Source organism: Bacillus sp. G402 (genome assembly GCF_051172515.1).
GTDB classification, from domain to species: domain Bacteria; phylum Bacillota; class Bacilli; order Bacillales; family Bacillaceae; genus Bacillus; species Bacillus altitudinis.
Genome location: NZ_JBPIZC010000005.1, coordinates 187595 through 205661, shown reverse-complemented (window position 1 = coordinate 205661; position 18067 = coordinate 187595). Strand labels below are relative to the sequence as shown.

At 40.3% G+C, this 18067-nt stretch carries 19 protein-coding genes and 1 other annotated feature; of the genes, 14 read left to right on the top strand and 5 right to left on the bottom strand.

All coding sequences use genetic code 11. The features are described from left to right. Positions 1–113 precede the first annotated feature (113 nt). Entirely contained in the window at positions 114–2012 is a 1899-nt protein-coding gene (gene asnB, locus ACSBQP_RS18100) for an asparagine synthase (glutamine-hydrolyzing) (RefSeq protein WP_008342976.1), read from the top strand. Between the two features lie 141 nt (positions 2013–2153). On the opposite strand, the gene ACSBQP_RS18095 is transcribed toward asnB, so the two are convergent. Next, positions 2154–2669: a gamma carbonic anhydrase gene (locus ACSBQP_RS18095; RefSeq protein ID WP_008342977.1), complete on the bottom strand. Its 516-nt coding sequence runs from the start codon at positions 2667–2669 to the stop codon at positions 2154–2156. 45 nt (positions 2670–2714) lie between these two features. On the opposite strand from ACSBQP_RS18095, the gene ACSBQP_RS18090 reads away from it, so the two are divergent. From ACSBQP_RS18090 to ACSBQP_RS18080, 3 genes are all read left to right on the top strand, one after another. Continuing rightward, a complete protein-coding gene (locus tag ACSBQP_RS18090) occupies positions 2715–3494 on the top strand; it encodes an alpha/beta hydrolase (RefSeq protein ID WP_019743683.1) in 780 nt (259 codons plus the stop codon). A gap of 29 nt (positions 3495–3523) precedes the next feature. Next, on the top strand, positions 3524–4603 hold the full coding sequence (locus tag ACSBQP_RS18085; RefSeq protein WP_017358359.1) for a tetraprenyl-beta-curcumene synthase family protein: 1080 nt from the start codon (positions 3524–3526) through the stop codon (positions 4601–4603). 222 nt (positions 4604–4825) lie between these two features. Next, a complete protein-coding gene (locus tag ACSBQP_RS18080; protein WP_254505681.1) occupies positions 4826–5602 on the top strand; it encodes a sporulation protein in 777 nt (258 codons plus the stop codon). A 20-nt stretch (positions 5603–5622) separates the two neighbouring features. Here ACSBQP_RS18080 and ACSBQP_RS18075 read toward each other — a convergent pair whose 3' ends face one another. Together ACSBQP_RS18075 and ACSBQP_RS18070 are read right to left on the bottom strand one after the other, a co-directional pair. After that, positions 5623–6201, bottom strand: coding sequence for a class I SAM-dependent methyltransferase (locus ACSBQP_RS18075; protein ID WP_435028689.1), 579 nt, complete (start codon positions 6199–6201; stop codon positions 5623–5625). Beyond that, complete coding sequence (locus tag ACSBQP_RS18070; RefSeq protein WP_007501900.1) at positions 6198–7163, bottom strand: TIGR01212 family radical SAM protein; 966 nt, start codon at positions 7161–7163, stop codon at positions 6198–6200. The genes ACSBQP_RS18075 and ACSBQP_RS18070 overlap by 4 nt, the downstream gene beginning before the upstream one ends. A 152-nt stretch (positions 7164–7315) precedes the next feature. On the opposite strand from ACSBQP_RS18070, the gene ACSBQP_RS18065 reads away from it, so the two are divergent. The 8 genes from ACSBQP_RS18065 (at position 7316) to ACSBQP_RS18030 (ending at position 12798) form a co-directional block, all read left to right on the top strand. Then, positions 7316–7591 (top strand): YtzC family protein, encoded by a 276-nt coding sequence (locus ACSBQP_RS18065; protein WP_019743687.1) that lies wholly within the window; start codon positions 7316–7318, stop codon positions 7589–7591. 149 nt (positions 7592–7740) lie between these two features. Then, positions 7741–8073 (top strand): hypothetical protein, encoded by a 333-nt coding sequence (locus ACSBQP_RS18060; RefSeq protein WP_268358098.1) that lies wholly within the window; start codon positions 7741–7743, stop codon positions 8071–8073. A gap of 267 nt (positions 8074–8340) precedes the next feature. Beyond that, positions 8341–8520 carry a hypothetical protein gene (locus tag ACSBQP_RS18055; RefSeq protein WP_008342991.1) on the top strand — a complete coding sequence of 60 codons (180 nt, stop codon included), beginning with the start codon at positions 8341–8343 and terminating at the stop codon, positions 8518–8520. Positions 8521–8537: 17 nt separating this feature from the next. Continuing rightward, on the top strand, positions 8538–8930 hold the full coding sequence (locus ACSBQP_RS18050; RefSeq protein ID WP_435028688.1) for a GntR family transcriptional regulator: 393 nt from the start codon (positions 8538–8540) through the stop codon (positions 8928–8930). After that, entirely contained in the window at positions 8923–9801 is an 879-nt protein-coding gene (locus ACSBQP_RS18045; RefSeq protein ID WP_007501894.1) for an ATP-binding cassette domain-containing protein, read from the top strand. Before ACSBQP_RS18050 ends, ACSBQP_RS18045 begins: the two co-directional genes overlap by 8 nt. Beyond that, positions 9795–10778 carry an ABC transporter ATP-binding protein gene (locus ACSBQP_RS18040; RefSeq protein WP_156060250.1) on the top strand — a complete coding sequence of 328 codons (984 nt, stop codon included), beginning with the start codon at positions 9795–9797 and terminating at the stop codon, positions 10776–10778. The genes ACSBQP_RS18045 and ACSBQP_RS18040 overlap by 7 nt, the downstream gene beginning before the upstream one ends. Before the next feature lie 21 nt (positions 10779–10799). After that, on the top strand, positions 10800–11498 hold the full coding sequence (locus ACSBQP_RS18035; protein ID WP_007501890.1) for an ABC transporter ATP-binding protein: 699 nt from the start codon (positions 10800–10802) through the stop codon (positions 11496–11498). Then, positions 11488–12798, top strand: a complete 1311-nt coding sequence (locus tag ACSBQP_RS18030; RefSeq protein WP_058213935.1) for an ABC transporter permease — start codon at positions 11488–11490, stop codon at positions 12796–12798. Before ACSBQP_RS18035 ends, ACSBQP_RS18030 begins: the two co-directional genes overlap by 11 nt. Before the next feature lie 59 nt (positions 12799–12857). Here the strand turns inward: ACSBQP_RS18030 and ACSBQP_RS18025 are convergent, their stop codons facing one another. Beyond that, positions 12858–13556: a sunset domain-containing protein gene (locus ACSBQP_RS18025; RefSeq protein ID WP_045034181.1), complete on the bottom strand. Its 699-nt coding sequence runs from the start codon at positions 13554–13556 to the stop codon at positions 12858–12860. Between the two features lie 84 nt (positions 13557–13640). After that, on the bottom strand, positions 13641–14444 hold the full coding sequence (locus ACSBQP_RS18020) for a PAS domain-containing protein (protein ID WP_050827596.1): 804 nt from the start codon (positions 14442–14444) through the stop codon (positions 13641–13643). Between the two features lie 425 nt (positions 14445–14869). On the opposite strand from ACSBQP_RS18020, the gene ACSBQP_RS18015 reads away from it, so the two are divergent. Next, entirely contained in the window at positions 14870–15199 is a 330-nt protein-coding gene (locus ACSBQP_RS18015; protein ID WP_008343006.1) for a DUF4257 domain-containing protein, read from the top strand. 102 nt (positions 15200–15301) lie between these two features. Further along, positions 15302–15523 (top strand) — a binding site (T-box leader). A gap of 97 nt (positions 15524–15620) precedes the next feature. Further along, the gene (gene leuS, locus ACSBQP_RS18010) at positions 15621–18035 is read left to right on the top strand and encodes a leucine--tRNA ligase (protein WP_048001444.1); all 2415 of its coding nucleotides are present in this window, start codon (positions 15621–15623) and stop codon (positions 18033–18035) included. Positions 18036–18067 lie beyond the last annotated feature (32 nt).

Sequence of the window (18067 nt, the reverse complement as noted above, 5' to 3'; positions counted from 1 at the left end):
TTTTGATTAAAAAAAATTCTACAAAAAGCGTAAAAATGTGAAACAAAATTGGACAAAATACTGTCTAATTATAGGTCTACTTTTAAGAAATAACATAACGTGGAGGCAATAATATGTGTGGGTTTGTTGGTGTATTTAATCACCGTCCATTGTCCGAAACTACTGAGCAGGAAGAGTTAATTAAGCAAATGAATCGTCTCATCGTTCATCGAGGTCCGGATGATGAGGGGTACTTTCATGATGAGCATGTAGGATTTGGATTTAGACGTTTAAGTATTATAGATGTTGAACACGGAAAGCAGCCGCTTTCTTATGAAGATGAAAAATATTGGATTATTTTCAACGGAGAAATTTATAACTATGTGGAGCTGAAAGAAGAGCTTGTGAAAAAAGGCTATACGTTCAGCACAGATTCTGATACGGAAGTCCTTCTTGCCACATATCGCCACTATAAAGAAGAAGCGGCATCGAAGCTTCGCGGCATGTTTGCCTTTTTAATTTGGGATAAAGAAGCGCAGTTATTATATGGCGCAAGAGATCCTTTCGGCATTAAACCGCTCTATTTTACACAAATGGATGACCAAGTGTACTTTGCTTCTGAACGCAAAAGCTTAATGGCTGTGAATGAGAACATCTTATTTGATGAGACTGCTTTGCAGCAGTACATGTCTTTTCAGTTCGTTCCTGAGCCAAATACACTTGATCAAAAAGTGCACAAAGTTGAGCCAGGTCATCAGTTTACACTGCGTCCAGGCCAAGACATTGCATTTAAGACTTACTGGAAAGTTCAATTCAAGCCTGAACAAACACAAGAGCAGAAATTAGTAGAAGAAGTACGTGATGCTATCTATGATTCTGTAAAAGTCCATATGAGAAGTGATGTGCCTGTTGGTTCATTCCTATCAGGCGGGATCGATTCTTCTTTCATCGTGTCGGTCGCAAAGGAATTTCACCCTGAACTGAAGACATTCTCTGTTGGTTTCCAGCAGGATGGATTCAGTGAAGTGGATGTAGCAAAAGAAACAGCTGATAAGCTGGGATTGCAAAACTTTAGTGCTGTGATTTCTCCTGAGGAATATATGAATGAGCTTCCGAAGATCGTCTGGCATTTAGATGATCCTTTGGCTGATCCAGCGGCGATTCCATTGTATTTCGTAGCAAAAGAAGCGAAAAAACAAGTCACAGTTGTTCTTTCAGGTGAGGGAGCAGACGAGCTATTCGGTGGATATAATATTTACCGTGAACCGCTATCTCTAAAGCCTTTTGAATCTGTACCATCCATGCTGAAAAAGCTTCTTCTTCGTCTGGCTCGTTTAATGCCAGAAGGAATGAAAGGGAAAAGCTTTATCGTTCGCGGCTGTACGCCATTAGAGGAACGTTATATCGGCAATGCGAAAATCTTTGAAGAGCCAGTGAAGAAAAACCTCTTAAAGCAGTATGATCCGAACATCACGTATCGTGACGTGACAAAAACATACTTCGAGGAAAGTGCAGGCTATAGTGATATTAACAAAATGCAATATGTTGATATTCATACGTGGATGCGCGGGGATATCCTGCTGAAAGCAGATAAGATGACAATGGCGAATTCTCTTGAGCTTCGTGTTCCATTCCTTGATAAGGTCGTATTTGAAGCAGCTTCTAAAATTCCAGAAGAGCTGAAAACGAAAGACGGCACAACGAAATATTTATTGCGTAAAGCAGCAGAAGGCATTGTGCCGGACCATGTGTTAAACCGTAAAAAACTAGGTTTCCCTGTTCCAATTCGTCATTGGCTGAAAAATGAGATGAACGCTTGGGCGAAAGATATCATTAAAAACAGTCAAACAGATGAATACATTAACAAGGCATATGTGCTTGATTTATTAAATGATCATTGTGCTGGAAAAGCAGATCATAGCCGTAAGATTTGGACTGTCCTGATCTTTATGATCTGGCATAGCATCTATGTAGAGCGCAGCATTGATCCAGAGCAGTTGAATCACCAGCCGAAAGAAGTTATTTTTAGCTAATGAAAAAGGTTTTCAGCTTTGTGCTGAAAACCTTTTTTGTCATGATAGAAAGTAGTGGAAAAGGGTAAAATAACAAGCGGTACACAGTTATTGCTTAATATCCTGAAAAAAACATGATAAAGTGAAGATACATGTATGATGTTAACGCGATAAAAGGGAACGATAGTATTGTCCTTTTTCTACATATTCTCTGCGGATACGATCCATGTCTTGGATATCTTCATCTGTTAACTGGCGAACGACTTTGGCTGGACGGCCAAAAGCGAGTGAACCTTTTGGGATGACTTTTCCTTGCGGGACAAGGCTACCTGCACCAATAAAGGCTCCTTCGCCAATTTCCGCACCATCGAGAATGATGGATCCCATGCCAATGAGGGCATTTTTTCGAATGATAGAGCTATGTAATGTGACTTGGTGTCCAATGGTAGCACCATCTTCAATCAGAAGTGTTTTTCCAGGACTTTGATGCAGACAGGATAAGTCTTGAATGTTGACGTTTTTTCCAATTCTCACAGGAGCTACATCGCCTCTAATGACCGTTTGGAACCAAACGCTTGAATATTCTCCAATTGTGACATCACCTGTAATGGTGGCGTTTTCTGCAACAAAGACCGATTCATGAATCTCAGGTGTAAACTGATGATATGGATAAATCACTTTTTCGACTTCCTTTCTTAATACAACATTTGTGAGGTGTTTACTTTGTGGACTTGGCATGCTGAAAGACCGGTTGGTACAATTGTCATTGTACATGGTGCTAGTGAATATCATGGCCGATATAAATGGCTGATCGAAATGTGGCGAAATGCAGGCTATCACGTCGTCATGGGTGACCTGCCTGGGCAAGGGACATCGACACGTGCGAGAGGCCACATTCGTTCTTTTCAAGAATACATTGATACAGTGGATGAATGGATTGAACATGCGAAGTCGTTCAGACTTCCGACATTTTTACTTGGACATAGTATGGGGGGACTGATTTCGATTGAATGGTTCAAGCAGTATACCCATACGAAGATTGATGGCCTTATTTTATCATCACCTTGTTTAGGTCTGCAATTTAAACCAAAGAAGCTGATGGATTTTGCGTCAAAAGGGCTAAATGTGCTGGCGCCGTCTTTTAAAGTCGAATCTGGGCTGTCGATCGAACTTGCCACACGGAATCAAGATGTGATAGAGGCAGATTCGAATGATTCGCTTTATGTGACGAAGGTGTCGGTTCGCTGGTATCGAGAACTGGTGAAAAATATCGATGCGGCGATGCAGCCAACGAATGTCTTTCGGTCGATTCCGCTCCTGCTCATGCAGGCAGGCGATGACAAGATAGTAGATAAAACAAGAGTGATGAAATGGTTCAATGGCATTGAATCAACCAATAAATCATACCGTGAATGGGAAGGGCTTTATCATGAAATTTTTAATGAGCCCGAGCGAGAAGATGTGTTTAAGGCGGCAAGAGCCTTTACTGATCAATATATTTAATTGTGAGCTTAAGTTGGGGGTGGATTGATTTGTCAGTACCAGAACGTCCTTTTGCACTGATGACGAAGGTGTATAAAGATATTTTTCCGCTAGTTCATCAGGAGCTAAAAAAGTGGCGGGCTCATGCAGAAATGATTGAAAATGAAGAACTGAGAACGCAGGCACTAGCGAGCATATCCAGTAAAACCTTTCACTGTGAAGGCGGGGGAATTTTATCTCTGCTTGCAGGTGAAGCGAAGGAAACGTGTATTGAATTCATTGTGGCGTACCAAACGATTAGCGATTATTTAGATAACTTGTGTGACCGCAGTACATCACTTGATCCAAAGGATTTTCATATGCTGCATCAGGCAATGAGAGATGCACTCGATATTCATGCGGAGCTTAAGCCGTATTATCAATTCCGTGATGATCAAGAGGATCATGGGTACCTGCATGCGCTAGTCAGGACGTGCCAAGATGTGCTGTCACGTCTAGCGCATTATCCGATCATTCAGCCCTATTTACATACGCTGTGTGATTATTATAGTGATTTACAAGTACATAAGCATGTGGTTCCTCATGAGCGTGAACCTCGATTAGAGTCATGGTTCCGCCAGTATGAAAAGGATTTACCGAAAATGGAGTGGTATGAGTTTTCCGCATGTGCAGGATCAACGCTGGGCATTTTCTGTCTTGTGGCTTATGCACTGCAGCCTGATTTTACAGAGAAGCAGGCGAAGCAAATTTACGAAAGCTATTTCCCTTATATTCAAGGTCTGCACATCTTACTGGACTATTTAATCGACCAAGAAGAGGACAGGCTGGAAGGCGATTTGAATTTTTGCTCGTACTACAACTCTCATCATGAGATGATGGATAGACTACAGCATTTTATTGAAAAAGCGGATGAACAGTTGAAAGGCATTCCACACGAGAATTTTCACAAACTAATCAATAGAGGGTTACTTGCGGTCTATTTGTCTGATGAAAAAGTGACAGCCCAAAAAGAGATGAACAAGCTGGCAAAACGGTTGATCAAATCAAGCGGGAAAACATCGTTCTTTTTCTATATCAATGGCAGAGCCTATCGAACCTATCAGAAAATGCCTTGGATGAAATCTTCTTAACGTATAAAATAAGCCCATCGGCTTGTAGAAAATGTTTTTCTACAAGCTTTTTTGTATTGAACTGTTTCGCTTGTATCCTCTTTTTTCATTACAATCCTCTTATTTGCTGCCGATATTATTCTTAGTGTACGAAAAATAGGAGAAAAGTAAGGATCGAATGAATCGTATCTACTCCTTATGACGTATATTTGTTGAAAAACTTAAAAAAGGGGAAGGTCGAATATGTCATTTTTTAAAAAGTTTGCAGCAAGTGTAGGAATCGGTGCAGCAAAAGTGGATACAATTTTGGAGAAAGATGCGTATGAACCGGGAGAAGAAGTAAAGGGAACAGTCCATGTGAAGGGCGGAAAAGTGCCTCAAGATATTCGCTATATTGATTTAAAGTTGAAAACATGGTACACCATTGTAAAAGATGATGAAGAGCAGCGAAAACACACAACCATCCATTCTGTCCGAGTGACTGAATCATTCACGATTCAGCCTGGGGAAGCCCATCAGTTTACATTCTCATTTCACCTTCCTCTTGATACACCAATGACTGTAGGTAAAGTAGAGGTGGCTGTTGTGACAGACCTTGATATTCAAGGTGGTATTGATAAATTTGATCATGACCGCATTTTCGTAAGCGCGCACCCTTGGGTGAAACGTGTGCTTGAGGCTGTTGGAAACTTAGGCTTTCACCTACATGAAGCAGACTGTGAAGAAGCACCTTATTTCAGGCGCCGCCTTCCCTTTGTTCAAGAGTTTGAGTTCATACCGACTTCCGACTATTATCGTCAAATGCTTGATGAGTTAGAGGTGATTTTCTTCATTGATGAAGAGGGGCTAGATATCATTTTTGAAGTCGACCGTAGAGCAAGAGGGCTGCGTGGCTGGCTGGAAGAAATGTATAATGACGGAGAACAGCTTGTACGTGTCCGCTTTACTCAATCAGAGCTTGCAGATGCAGAAGAGCTGGAAGTAGTGCTTGAAGAAATCATTGACCAATACGCTTATTAAATAAAAAAAACTCAAATCCATTAAGAGGATTTGAGTTTTTTTTCGATGGCTACCACAAAGGGCGGATCGTTTTGAATATTCATGTATTGATAAGAGATCACCTGTACTTCTTCGTGATGGAGTGTTTTGCAATAATCAAGAAGGATGTCCTTCTCTTTTTTTCCTTCGGGATGACCGTGGTAAATCACAAGAACGATCAGACCTCCAGGCTTAAGCCAATCCATGAGCTGGTTGATCGCTTCAATGGTCGTATGGGCCTGAGTCGTGACGGTTTTATCGCCTCCTGGTAAGTACCCAAGATTGAACACTGCACCAGATATGTGACCATAAGCTTCGGCTGGCAGATGCTCAGCAAGTTGTTCATGTCCGTCATGGATCAGGTGAACGTAAGGGTAGTGATCACCAAGTCTTTTGCTTGTTTGCTCAATGGCTTCCTTCTGTACATCGAATGCGAAAACTTGTCCATCCTTCCCGACAAGGTCAGCTAAATAGCGTGTATCATGGCCATTTCCCATCGTTGCATCAATGACAATATCGCCTTTTTGACATGCACGTTCTAACAGTTCTTTACTAAAAGGGAGCATCCGTTTTAAAATCATTTTGCCGCTTCTTCCAATCTGATGAAGCGTTTGCCCTGGTAGCTGTTACGCCTTTCAAGCTCAGCATTAATGGCATTGAGCACTTCCCATTTATTCACACTCCACATTGGACCTACCATTAATTCAATGGGACCATCGCCTGTAATACGATGAATAATCATTTCTGGGGGCAGGATCTCCAGCTGATCACAGACAAGCTGGACATATTCCTCTTGGCTGAGAAATTCTAGTTTGCCTTTCTCATATTGCTTCACCATCGGTGTTCCTTTTAACAGGTGAAGTAGATGAATTTTAATTCCTTGTACATCTAAATCAGCGACAGCTTTTGCTGTTTCCATCATCATATCTCGGTTTTCAAGAGGAAGACCGTTGATGATATGTGAACAGACTCGAATGCCATGTTTTCTCAGTTTTTCTACACCTTCTACGTAGCATTCATAATCATGAGCACGGTTGATGAGCATCGCTGTCCGCTCATGTACAGTTTGTAGACCAAGTTCAACCCATAGATACGTCCGTTCATTTAACTCAGCTAAATATTCCACGACGTCATCTGGTAGACAATCTGGTCTTGTGGCAATCGATAAACCAACCACTCCATCCAGATTCATAACGGTTTCGTATTTTTCTTTTAAAACAGGCAGCGGCGCATGTGTGTTTGTGTAAGCTTGGAAATACGCCATGTATTTTCCATCTTTCCATTTTGTATGCATCCGGTCCTTGATTTCATTAAATTGAGTAATGAGATCATCCGCCCGGTTCCCTGCAAAATCACCAGATCCTGCTGCGCTGCAAAATGTGCAGCCTCCATGTGCGACAGTACCATCACGGTTTGGACAATCAAAGCCGCCGTCTAATGCGACTTTAAATACTTTATGACCAAAGTGCTCACGCAAATGATAATTCCATGTGTGATAACGTTTTTCGCTGTTTGAATATAAAAAAGGGTTATGCTGATCCAAGTCAGTAACCTCCTTGCATAATAATAGGCATCCTTAAAGTTTAACAAAAATCACGAAAGAGGACAATTGAATCTGTCCAACATTTTCTTTAGTGAAAAAGCTTTACGTGGGCAAAATAGGCGAGAGAAATGATGAAATGGAGGGATGGCTAGATGGCAACTAGAAAATCAATCGATGAATTTGTCCAAAAAAGCACTGAGACTCTTGAGTTTGCAAGCGAACAGTTTGATTTGAGCTCTCGCCAAGAACATTATAACGAGGAAGAATTTTCAAAAGCGCAGCTCATGCTAGAGGATGCAGTGAATGAATTAGAAAAGTTAAAAGATGTCGCCAATGATCAGCAAAGAGAACGTTTAGACAGAACGCGTGTACAAATTCAAAGTCTGCAAAACCAAATGATTTTAGGTATTTCATACGAGAACGAATGATGAACAGATCCTTCTTTTAAGGGTCTGTTTTATTTTTTGGCTGTTTTCGCAAAGATTGTTGTTTTTGGATATATATTTGTCATAGGTTTTTGTTCTGTTAAAGTATGTTATATATAGAAATTGCAAATATCTTCAAGGGGGTAGAAAAAATGTGGGAGACTCTTCCTGATTGGTTTTGGGCATTATATTACTTGTTTTTCTTAGCAACATTAGGAACCGCAATATTCAGTGTTGTGAAAAATAAACAAAGGGGATTGTCCATTCTAACCATTGTATTTACTGTTACAATTCCGATGATTAGCCTGATAAATAGCATTGGTAGAGTAGAAGGAATGAATGAATTTGAACACTTATTTAGTCAATTGCGACAAGGGGCAGTTTGGTCTATCTTTACAGTTATAGGCTATATATTTTTATTAGTATGGTGGGTGCTAATCCTGTTCAAAAGCAAGTCCAAAAACAAAGGAATAGTATCTAATTAAAACATTGTAGAGACCTCAATATTCGGGGTCTTTTATTATGCACTTTTTCAGGCGATTATGAAAGTGATGAACGTGTTGAACACCCTAAACCAGAAGCAAACCTGACTTCACGAATGCTTTTGAGTAGTTTCGTAAATTTTATCTGGTTCGTCTGCCTATTTTTTTCTAGAGTCCCTTGACTTTTCAATCAAGTGTCTATATTGTATTAAGTGTACTATATCAACTAATACACTATAGACACTTAAACGTGAAGAAAGGTGTTTAACCATGAAAAAAGAAAAAAAACCAATCAATTTAAAGTGGATGGTGCTGGCTGTTGCGTTAGCATGTACATTTTTTTTCGTTCTCGTTTTCATTGGTTTTGAAGTTCAAAAAGATTTCATTCCAAATTCGGTCCCTTTAATGCAAGGACATGATCAAGCGATAGGACTGCAAAAGCATGAATGAGAAAAGAGGGAGCCATCATGATTCAAATAGATCCAAGAAGAGCTGCACCAATATATGAACAAATCATTGAGCAGTTAAAAATTTTGTGCTTAAAAGGCGTGATGAAACCAGGTGACAAACTGCCCTCTGTGAGAGAGCTTGCCACCATTATTATTGCGAATCCAAACACCGTCAGCAAAGCGTATAAAGAGCTTGAACGGGAAGGAATTATTGAAACATTAAGAGGCCGTGGAACGTATGTGACAGAAGGTGCACAGTTAAAGCTGAATGAAGGGAAGGTGTTAGAGATGAAGGAGCAATTAAGGCAACTCATTATTGAAGCTCATTATGCCGGTATTGATATTCATCAACTCAAAGAGTGGTTGGAGGAGATCGGCTCAAGTCTAAAAGGAGGAAACCAAGTTGATTGAGGTCAGAAATGTATCAAAGAAATTAAATGGACGTGAAGTACTCAGCAACGTTTCCTTCAAGATAGGCGAAGGAGAGATCTTTGGTCTGCTTGGCCGGAATGGCTCTGGTAAAACAACACTTCTTCGCTTGATTCAGCAAATCCTTCTTCCAGATGAAGGAGAGATTTATTTTAAAGATGTACTCGTAAAAGACCACCCGTTAGTGAAGCAAAATATTGTGTATATGCCAGTCGTAAATCCCTACTTTGACCGGTACAATTATGGACAGCTTGTGAAGCTGTTAAAACAACTGTATCCAAAGTTTGACGTGACATATGCCAATGAGCTTGTGAACCGGTATGAGATTCCGGAAAAAGTGAAATACCGTGAATTGTCGACAGGTTTAAAGAAACAGCTGTCTCTCATTTTAAGTTTTGCCATCAAACCAGCAGTCATTTTGTTAGATGAGCCGACAGACGGGATTGATGCAGTCACAAGAAATGACGTTCTTCAGCTGATGATTGACGAGGTGGCAGAACGACAAACAACGATTTTAATTACATCGCACCGTTTAGAGGATATTGAGCGTATGTGTAACCGAATCGGGTTTTTGGAAGGAAATCAGCTCACAAGTGTTATGGATTTAGATGAATTAAAGAATGACTACGTCAAAATCCAGATGGCATTTGAAGAGGATATGAACTTAAGTATTAGAAAAAAAGGCGTTGCCATTTTAGATCAAGCGGGTGTGTTCTATACAGCACTTGTACTCAAAACAGATGAAGAAGCAAAAGAGTATTTGAAATCGCTTGAACCAAAAGTCTGGCATGAACTGCCTGTAAATTTAGAAGAAGTATTCATTGCAAAGTTTGGAGGGAAACGCAGATGGTAAAGCGGCAATTGTTATATAAGGAATGGAAGCAGTCTGAGCTGACATTCATTTTAGTGATGCTTGTTGCGGTCTTTGCGACGCCATTATCCCTCTTAATGGAGTACTCAACCTTTCAAGATTGTTTGAATAACCGAGACTGTCTAATGGATACAACAACATTCACTTATATTTTTAAGACGGACGCATTTCTCTCACTTTCATGGGTCATGGGCATATTTTTTGCTGTGATTCAGCTAGGATTTGAAAGAAATAAAGGGCAGATGGACTTTACCGTATCCTTGCCGTTTAGTAGAAGTTCCATCTTTCACACAAAGTTTTTCTTAGGTGCTGGAATTATTGCAAGTGTTCATGCTGTTTCATACCTTCTCATTTATTTATTAAAATTAGGTCTTGGGCCAATAGAGACACCTGGATTTAACAGTCTTTATGTTTCTGCACTGTTGTCAGCCTTGATGATCTATAGTTTGTTTTTTGCAGCAGGTGCTTTAACAGGGAGTGCTATTTCTCAAGCAATCGTTGGATTTAGTACAGCTATTTTACCTTACTTAGTGATTGGTTTACCAATCCTTCATTTAGATTTTATCTTTAAAACAAGCGGGATGTGGCTGGATAAAATCTTTAATTTCTTGATCACGCCCATTTCCCCCATTACTTATATTACAGCTAACAGTTTTTATCAGGAATATCCGCTTTGGTTCAATGGTGAAGAATACATCGTTCCAATTGTCATGATGTTGCTATTTTACCTTATTGGCTTGTTTAGCTTTATTAAACATCCAATTGAACGAAATGGCCGATTCTTCCTTTATTCAATAATGGATCGCCCAATTCAAATTATGGTGATCGTGTTTGGCGTCTTAGGGTTTGGCTGGGTTGGTTTCTCCTCAGATTCATTAGTTGGATATTTTGTTGGTATGTGCATCGGTGGAGCTGTAGGCGCACTGACGAGTTATTTCTTAATCTATCGAAAAAGATAAACAGAGAGCAGGGGAGTAGAGATGATTCAAATTCAATCGTTAGATCATGTGTTTAAAATTGGGAAAAAGGGCAGGGAGAACGAGATTCCTGTGCTCAAAGACATTGATTTGTCTATTAAAAGAGGCGAAATTGCATGTATCGTCGGACGAAGCGGTTCGGGGAAATCAACTTTACTGAATTTAATATCGGGATATATTACGCCAACAAGCGGACAAATTATGGTTGATGGCACCAATGTGACCGGCTTTAATGAGAAAGAATGGGCAGACTTTCGGTTAGATCATTTTGGCTTTATCTTTCAAAGCTTTCAATTGATCGGGAGTTTAACAACATATGAGAACGTTGAACTTCCGCTCACTTTAAAAGGTGTGAAACCGTCTGAGCGAAAAGTGAAAGTAAAGGAAATGCTGAAACGAGTTGGTCTTGAACATCACGCAGGACATTATCCTAATGAACTGTCAGGTGGACAGCAGCAGCGTGTGAGTATTGCAAGAGCCTTGATCCTTAATCCGTCTATTATTTTAGCGGATGAGCCAACAGGCAGTCTGGATTCAGAAACTGAAGGCGAAATTCTAGCCTTTATCCAGCAGCTTAATCGTGAAAAAGGAATTACATTTGTCATCATTACACATGACGATGAAGTCGCTTCAATCGCAGACACAACGTTCCAGCTTCATGATGGTGTATTAAAGAAAGGGGATCAGTCCATTGAAATTTAGAGATCAGGTCAAATTCATCAGAAGAAATATGAAGAAAAATAGATTGCGTGTGTTTATGACCATACTTGCAACGACAATGGCATGCTCTTTCTTAATCGTTCTAGCGTCAATTGGTTTTGGTCTGCAAAAATCGGCTCAAGATGAAATCATGAAACAACAAATTATCACAGAAATTAAAGTGTTAGGCAAAGAAAAAGGTGACGTCAAGGTTGACGATTTAAAGAAATATGATCATGCGAAATCTGTCGTTGCAAGAACGTCAATCATTCCATCGGTTCACGTCGAGCTCGATAATCGCTCAAGTGATACGCAGGCTGTACTGACAGATATGAAAGAAGAAAAAGAGGCAGGCCTTGAACTAGACCGTGGAAAAGTCCCAACATCGGCGAATGAAATTGTAGTTGGGTATCAAATGGCAGAACAACTTTGGACGGAAAAAGAACGAAAAGACTATGAAAAAGAAATGAATCAGACATCGAATGGTGAAGAGACACCGGAAGAGCCAAAAGGCTATACGAAGGAAATTTTAAACAAAGTCATTCAAATCAAGGTGCCGAAACTGAATGAAGAAAATGAAGTGGTGAAAGAAAAGACGTTCGATTTCCGTGTCGTCGGTGTATTGAAGAAACCGAATTTGGAGTGGCAGCAGGATCATAAAATTCTTATTCCGAATGCTTATGAAAAAGAATTTAGTCAAGTGCTCGATCTGTCTCCTGATGCAGGAAATGTCGAAAAAATGACGTCTGTCTATGCTGATAAGTTCGACAATGTCGGTGCGCTCACAGATAAGCTGACAGATGACGGCTATCAAGTCATCTCTGTGACGAATCAGCTTGAAGGAATGGATATGTTCTTTACAGTCTTTAAAATTGGACTCATCTTTGTTGGATGTATTGCGGTGATTATTTCGGCGATCGGCATTTTCAATACGATGACAATGGCCGTAACAGAGCGGACACAAGAGATTGGGATCATGAAAGCCATCGGTGCGAATCCTTCCATTATTAAGCGAATGTTCCTCATGGAAAGTGCTTATATTGGGGTGATTGGATCGATCATCGGGATCATCATCTCGTACATCGTTAGTTTTGCAGTGAATTTAATCATTCCAGCGATTTTGTCTTCCATGTCTGAAGGGGGATCCAGTGATCAATTCTCGATCACCTTCTCCTATATTCCGCTAAGCCTTGTGGTCACAGCAACAGTGATTAGTGCAGGAGTCGCTATTATTTCTGGACTCAATCCAGCACGTAAGGCGACAAAAACGAATGTATTAACAGCATTAAGAAGAGAAATTTAAAGAAGAACCTCCTGTACCTATATTGGGCTGACAGGAGGTTTTTTATCGTCAAAAGATGTCTATTGCTTTGGTGCCCGGTACCCTGCACGCTCAGCTTCTTCTACGGAGCAGAACATTTTGGTCACGTTTTTTGTCCGTGAGTAGTATCTGCTACTTGGTGTGTGATATATGCCGTTGACACTTCCTTTAATATTACAGGCGGCAGATTCTTTTTTTGTTTCTTTTTGTGACTCATGACCGCCAGTATTCGACCCATCATCTTTAGGAGCAGATCGCTGGGCCGATGACGTGGTGTCTTTGTTTACTTTCTGGTGTTCTTTTTTGAGTGTTTCGTTTGTAGAGGTTAGCTTGTCTATTTTCTCTTCAAGCTCATGGATGGTTTTTTCTTGCTGTTTGACTGTCTTCTTTTCGGAGGTGATGTTTTCTAATTTCTTGGATAGCTTTTCTTTTTCTTTGGTCACGTCTTCTAAAGAGGCCGTCAGCGTTTCTTTGTCTTCCTTTAGACGAGAAATGTCAGATGCTAATTGTTTTTGCTCTTTCAGCAGCTGTTCAGAAGATGGATCTGCTTGTGCCTTCGGAGCACCTGTGCCGGCAAACGGTAATGACATAATAGAAAAAACAAGACCAATGGTCAAAAAAGGATAGAAGAGTTTTTTTGAAAAGATTTGTTGATTTTGGTGTTTAAGTAATAAGAAATTGACGGCATATCCTATGGCGAAACAAATACATAAAAGACCTATGATGAGTAACATCATCATCTGGCAGCCCCCCTATATCGCTATTTATACCTATCATACCTCATTTTTCCATTTTGGGGAGCGGTTCAATTAAAAAAACCCTGTTTAAACAGGGTTTTCAGCTAATGGCAATCCTTTGATTGCTTCTTTTACTGTTAAATAAGTGATCGTATTCTGGAAGTCTGTATCTAAGTCTTTCATTTTCATCGCAAGCTGTGGTTTGATCCCAGTGATGATGAGTTCAGTTCCAGTTAAGTTCAGCAGGTGATGCAGTTTGAAAATTCGCGCTGCAACGGAATCATCGACATCAATTAAACCAGAAAGATCGACAATTAAATAATCATCCTTTGAATCTTCTAATATACAAGTTAACTTCGCGACGATGGCATCAAAGCGTTCTTCTGATAATTTTCCGATGAGTGGAAGAGCGGAAACACCATTTTTGATTGGGACAATTGGCGTCGACAGAGAGGTGACTTCCTGTAAGGAATCTTCTAGGAGTTGTTCATATTCTTTCTGCTTTGTAATGTCCTTTTGAAAGCCAATAAAAAATGTTTTGTCATCTTGTTCAATGTATAGAGGATCTATATTGAGTTCATTCCAAAAAAAAGTACCGTCTTTTTTATAATTTTTGAGCTGTGTGGTAATAGGTGTTTTGTGTTGAATTCCGTGACGTATTAAGTCAAGTTGCTCTTGATTTGTGTCTTTTCCTTGGAGGAATCGACAATTACGTCCAAGAATCTCATCTGGTTTGTATCCAGTCATTTGTGTAAAGCCATGATTCACATAAACAATAGGGTTATCCTCTAAAGAAGGGTCTGTAATGACAACACCAATCCGCGCATGATCCAGCGCTTTTTTTATGAGTTCAAGCTGTTTTTGCAAGCCGAAGATGTTCGAGCTGACCATATTACCCTCCTTTGCTGCTACTATCAGACATTTAAGATGGTTTTTTTAAAACCAAATGAATTCTTTTTAAACGTAACATAACATATGTTCTGTTTCAATGATTGCAATCGTTTTGTTAAATTTGTCATCATAGTTTGTCCTCCATTAGAATAGAGTAAGTAAGGAGACTTTTCATTAGAAAAAGAAGGGATCATTTGAGGAAAATTCATAAAATGACAAAAATAGTTAATATGGATTAGGTAAAAATGATTCCAATGCATCAAGATTGTTTTTGGGTCATTCACATATAATGGAAGAAACAAGCTTTTTTTCTTCGTTAGAGAGAATAGACCTTTTACATGGATTATGACGGAACAGCAGAATGGCATTACAGGGGGCTGGACAGCCTGAAGTCGCTTTACTATTCTAAGGGCTTTAGGAAGGTGATGAAAATGCTGCAACAAGTCATTATTGCTTGCGCCATTGGAGGGGTCATGGGCATTCTCGGTCACGTAAAGAAAAAAGGCAGGCTAGAGAAGCCCAGAATGACAAAGAAGTTTATTTATCTAGGGTTTATTGAAGATTGGCTCGTTGGGATGATTGCTGCTACACTGCTTGTCTTATCCTCAAATCCCGAATCTAGTCTGCACTTGATCATCTTATCCATTATTTCAGGTTACGGAGGAGAAGCAGTTCTGCGAAGCTTCGATTTTGTGAGAGAAGAACGTTCACAGGATGCAGGCTCCAACCGTCATAACCGATCTCCACACGAATAATATCCTCACTTTACCCTAGTCTAGGGTACATTCCCATTGTATACAAAACTGCTTGCACTTATGATCATAATTCTATAAAATACTACTTAGATGACGGTTACGATAAGAACAGTGAAGAGGAGTAGTAGGAAAGCAGTATTTGTCTTTAGAGAATTGACGGCTGGTGAAAGTCAATCAAATCTGCTTCTGAACTCGCCTCAGAGTTGCAGTTGCGTTAAAGCTTCTGTCGCATGTCTGCGTTAAAGATATTAAGTGAGCGTATGAACAGTTCATGACGCTAACAAGGGTGGTACCGCGGGAACCAAAAAATCTCTCGTCCCTTTCTAGGGATGAGGGTTTTTTGTTGATTTTAGAAAAATCTGAATTCTTGCAGTGGTCATCTGTGCAGATAAAGCCGTACACATTAAAGGAGGTTTTCACATTGAGTTTTCAGCATCGGGAAATTGAAAAGAAGTGGCAGGATTATTGGCTGACACATAAAACATTCGCCACATCTGACTCGGAAGATAAGCCAAAGTTTTATGCGCTAGATATGTTTCCTTATCCATCAGGAGCAGGGCTTCATGTAGGGCATCCTGAAGGATACACAGCAACGGATATTTTATCACGTATGAAACGTATGCAGGGATACGATGTTCTTCATCCAATGGGATGGGACGCATTTGGTCTTCCAGCGGAACAATATGCGCTGGATACAGGAAATGATCCAGCTGCATTTACAGAAGAGAACATTAATAATTTCCGCCGCCAAATTCAATCATTGGGCTTCTCGTATGATTGGGATCGAGAAATTAACACGACAGATCCGAATTATTATAAATGGACGCAGTGGATTTTCTTGAAATTGTACGAAAAAGGATTGGCGTATATTGATGAAGTACCTGTAAACTGGTGCCCAGCACTTGGTACAGTCCTTGCAAATGAAGAAGTCATTGATGGGAAAAGTGAGCGCGGAGGGCATCCTGTTGAAAGACGTCCAATGAAGCAATGGATGCTAAAAATTACAGCATATGCGGACAGGCTATTAGAAGATTTAGAAGACATTGATTGGCCTGAAAGCATCAAAGACATGCAGCGCAACTGGATTGGACGTTCTGAAGGTGCACATGTTCACTTCGAAGTAGAAGGACATGACGAACAGTTTACTGTGTTTACAACACGTCCTGATACACTATTTGGTGCAACATATGCCGTTCTTGCACCAGAGCATACACTAGTTGAAAAAATTACAACAGCTGCTCAAAAAGAAGCAGTTGAAGCATATATCAAAGAAATTCAATCTAAGAGTGACTTAGAGCGAACAGATCTTGCTAAAACGAAAACGGGCATTTTCACAGGTGCTTATGCCATCAATCCATTGAATGGGGAAAAGATGCCGATCTGGATTGCAGATTATGTGTTAGCCACATATGGCACTGGAGCGATTATGGCAGTTCCTGCTCATGATGAGCGTGATTATGAATTCGCCAAAACATTCGATCTTCCCATCAAAGAGGTTGTCGAAGGTGGAGACATTGACAAAGAAGCCTACACAGGTGATGGAAAGCACATCAACTCTGATTTCTTAAACGGCTTAGGGAAAGAAGAAGCAATTGAAAAAGCGATTGCATGGCTGGAAGAACATCAAAAAGGTGAAAAGAAAGTCACTTATCGTTTAAGAGACTGGCTGTTCAGCCGTCAGCGTTACTGGGGAGAGCCAATTCCAATTATTCATTGGGAGGACGGAACATCTTCAGCTGTTTCAGAGGAAGAGCTTCCACTGATTTTGCCTAAGACGACTGAGATTAAGCCAAGCGGAACAGGTGAATCACCTTTAGCCAATATTAAAGACTGGGTTGAGGTTGTAGATCCTGTAACAGGTAAGAAAGGCCGCCGTGAAACGAATACGATGCCACAATGGGCAGGTAGCTGCTGGTACTTCTTACGTTATATTGATCCACATAACACAGAAGAACTTGCATCGCCTGAAAAGCTGAAGAAATGGCTTCCTGTTGATGTGTATATTGGTGGAGCAGAACATGCTGTGCTTCATCTGCTATATGCACGATTCTGGCATAAATTCTTGTATGATATTGGTGTTGTTCCAACAAAAGAACCGTTCATGAAATTGTTCAACCAAGGAATGATTCTTGGTGAAAATAATGAAAAAATGAGTAAATCAAAAGGGAATGTTGTCAACCCAGATGATATCGTAGAATCTCATGGTGCAGATACATTAAGACTGTACGAAATGTTCATGGGACCTTTAGATGCGTCGATTGCTTGGTCTGAAACAGGTCTTGATGGTGCTCGTCGTTTCCTAGATCGTGTATGGCGTCTGTTTACAAATGAAGATGGCTCCATCAGTGATAAAGTGACAGAGCAATCTGGCGGGCCATTAGAGCGAAGCTACCATGAAACCGTCATGAAGGTAACGGATCATTATGAAGGCTTACGTTTCAATACTGGGATTTCACAATTAATGGTGTTCATCAACGATGCATACAAGGCTGACACACTGCCGAAAGAATATGCAGAAGGATTTGTGAAACTTCTTTCTCCGATTGCACCGCATGTAGCGGAAGAGCTTTGGAATAAACTTGGTCATGAAGGGTCTATTTCTTATGAAGCATGGCCGCAATATGATGAGTCAAAACTTGTCGATGATGAAGTGGAAATTGTCGTACAGCTAAATGGAAAAGTGAAAGCAAAATTAACGGTTCCTGCTGATGCAACAAAAGAGCAGCTAGAAGAGCTTGCGAAAAATGATGCACGGATAAAAGAACAGCTTGAAGGGAAAACAATCCGTAAAGTGATTGCGGTTCCTGGAAAACTTGTCAATATTGTCGCAAACTAATGAACGCACCCATCGGTATCAGCCGATGGGTG

Coding starts and splice junctions, on each gene's coding strand:
- ACSBQP_RS18055 (WP_008342991.1), top strand. CDS start 8,341: ATGAAAAAAGAAAAAAAACCAATCAATTTAAAGTGGATGGTGCTGGCT.
- ACSBQP_RS18025 (WP_045034181.1), bottom strand. CDS start 13,556: ATGATGATGTTACTCATCATAGGTCTTTTATGTATTTGTTTCGCCATA.
- ACSBQP_RS18020 (WP_050827596.1), bottom strand. CDS start 14,444: ATGGTCAGCTCGAACATCTTCGGCTTGCAAAAACAGCTTGAACTCATA.
- ACSBQP_RS18075 (WP_435028689.1), bottom strand. CDS start 6,201: ATGATTTTAAAACGGATGCTCCCTTTTAGTAAAGAACTGTTAGAACGT.
- ACSBQP_RS18040 (WP_156060250.1), top strand. CDS start 9,795: ATGGTAAAGCGGCAATTGTTATATAAGGAATGGAAGCAGTCTGAGCTG.
- ACSBQP_RS18035 (WP_007501890.1), top strand. CDS start 10,800: ATGATTCAAATTCAATCGTTAGATCATGTGTTTAAAATTGGGAAAAAG.
- ACSBQP_RS18080 (WP_254505681.1), top strand. CDS start 4,826: ATGTCATTTTTTAAAAAGTTTGCAGCAAGTGTAGGAATCGGTGCAGCA.
- ACSBQP_RS18060 (WP_268358098.1), top strand. CDS start 7,741: ATGTGGGAGACTCTTCCTGATTGGTTTTGGGCATTATATTACTTGTTT.
- ACSBQP_RS18065 (WP_019743687.1), top strand. CDS start 7,316: ATGGCAACTAGAAAATCAATCGATGAATTTGTCCAAAAAAGCACTGAG.
- ACSBQP_RS18050 (WP_435028688.1), top strand. CDS start 8,538: ATGATTCAAATAGATCCAAGAAGAGCTGCACCAATATATGAACAAATC.
- asnB (WP_008342976.1), top strand. CDS start 114: ATGTGTGGGTTTGTTGGTGTATTTAATCACCGTCCATTGTCCGAAACT.
- ACSBQP_RS18015 (WP_008343006.1), top strand. CDS start 14,870: ATGAAAATGCTGCAACAAGTCATTATTGCTTGCGCCATTGGAGGGGTC.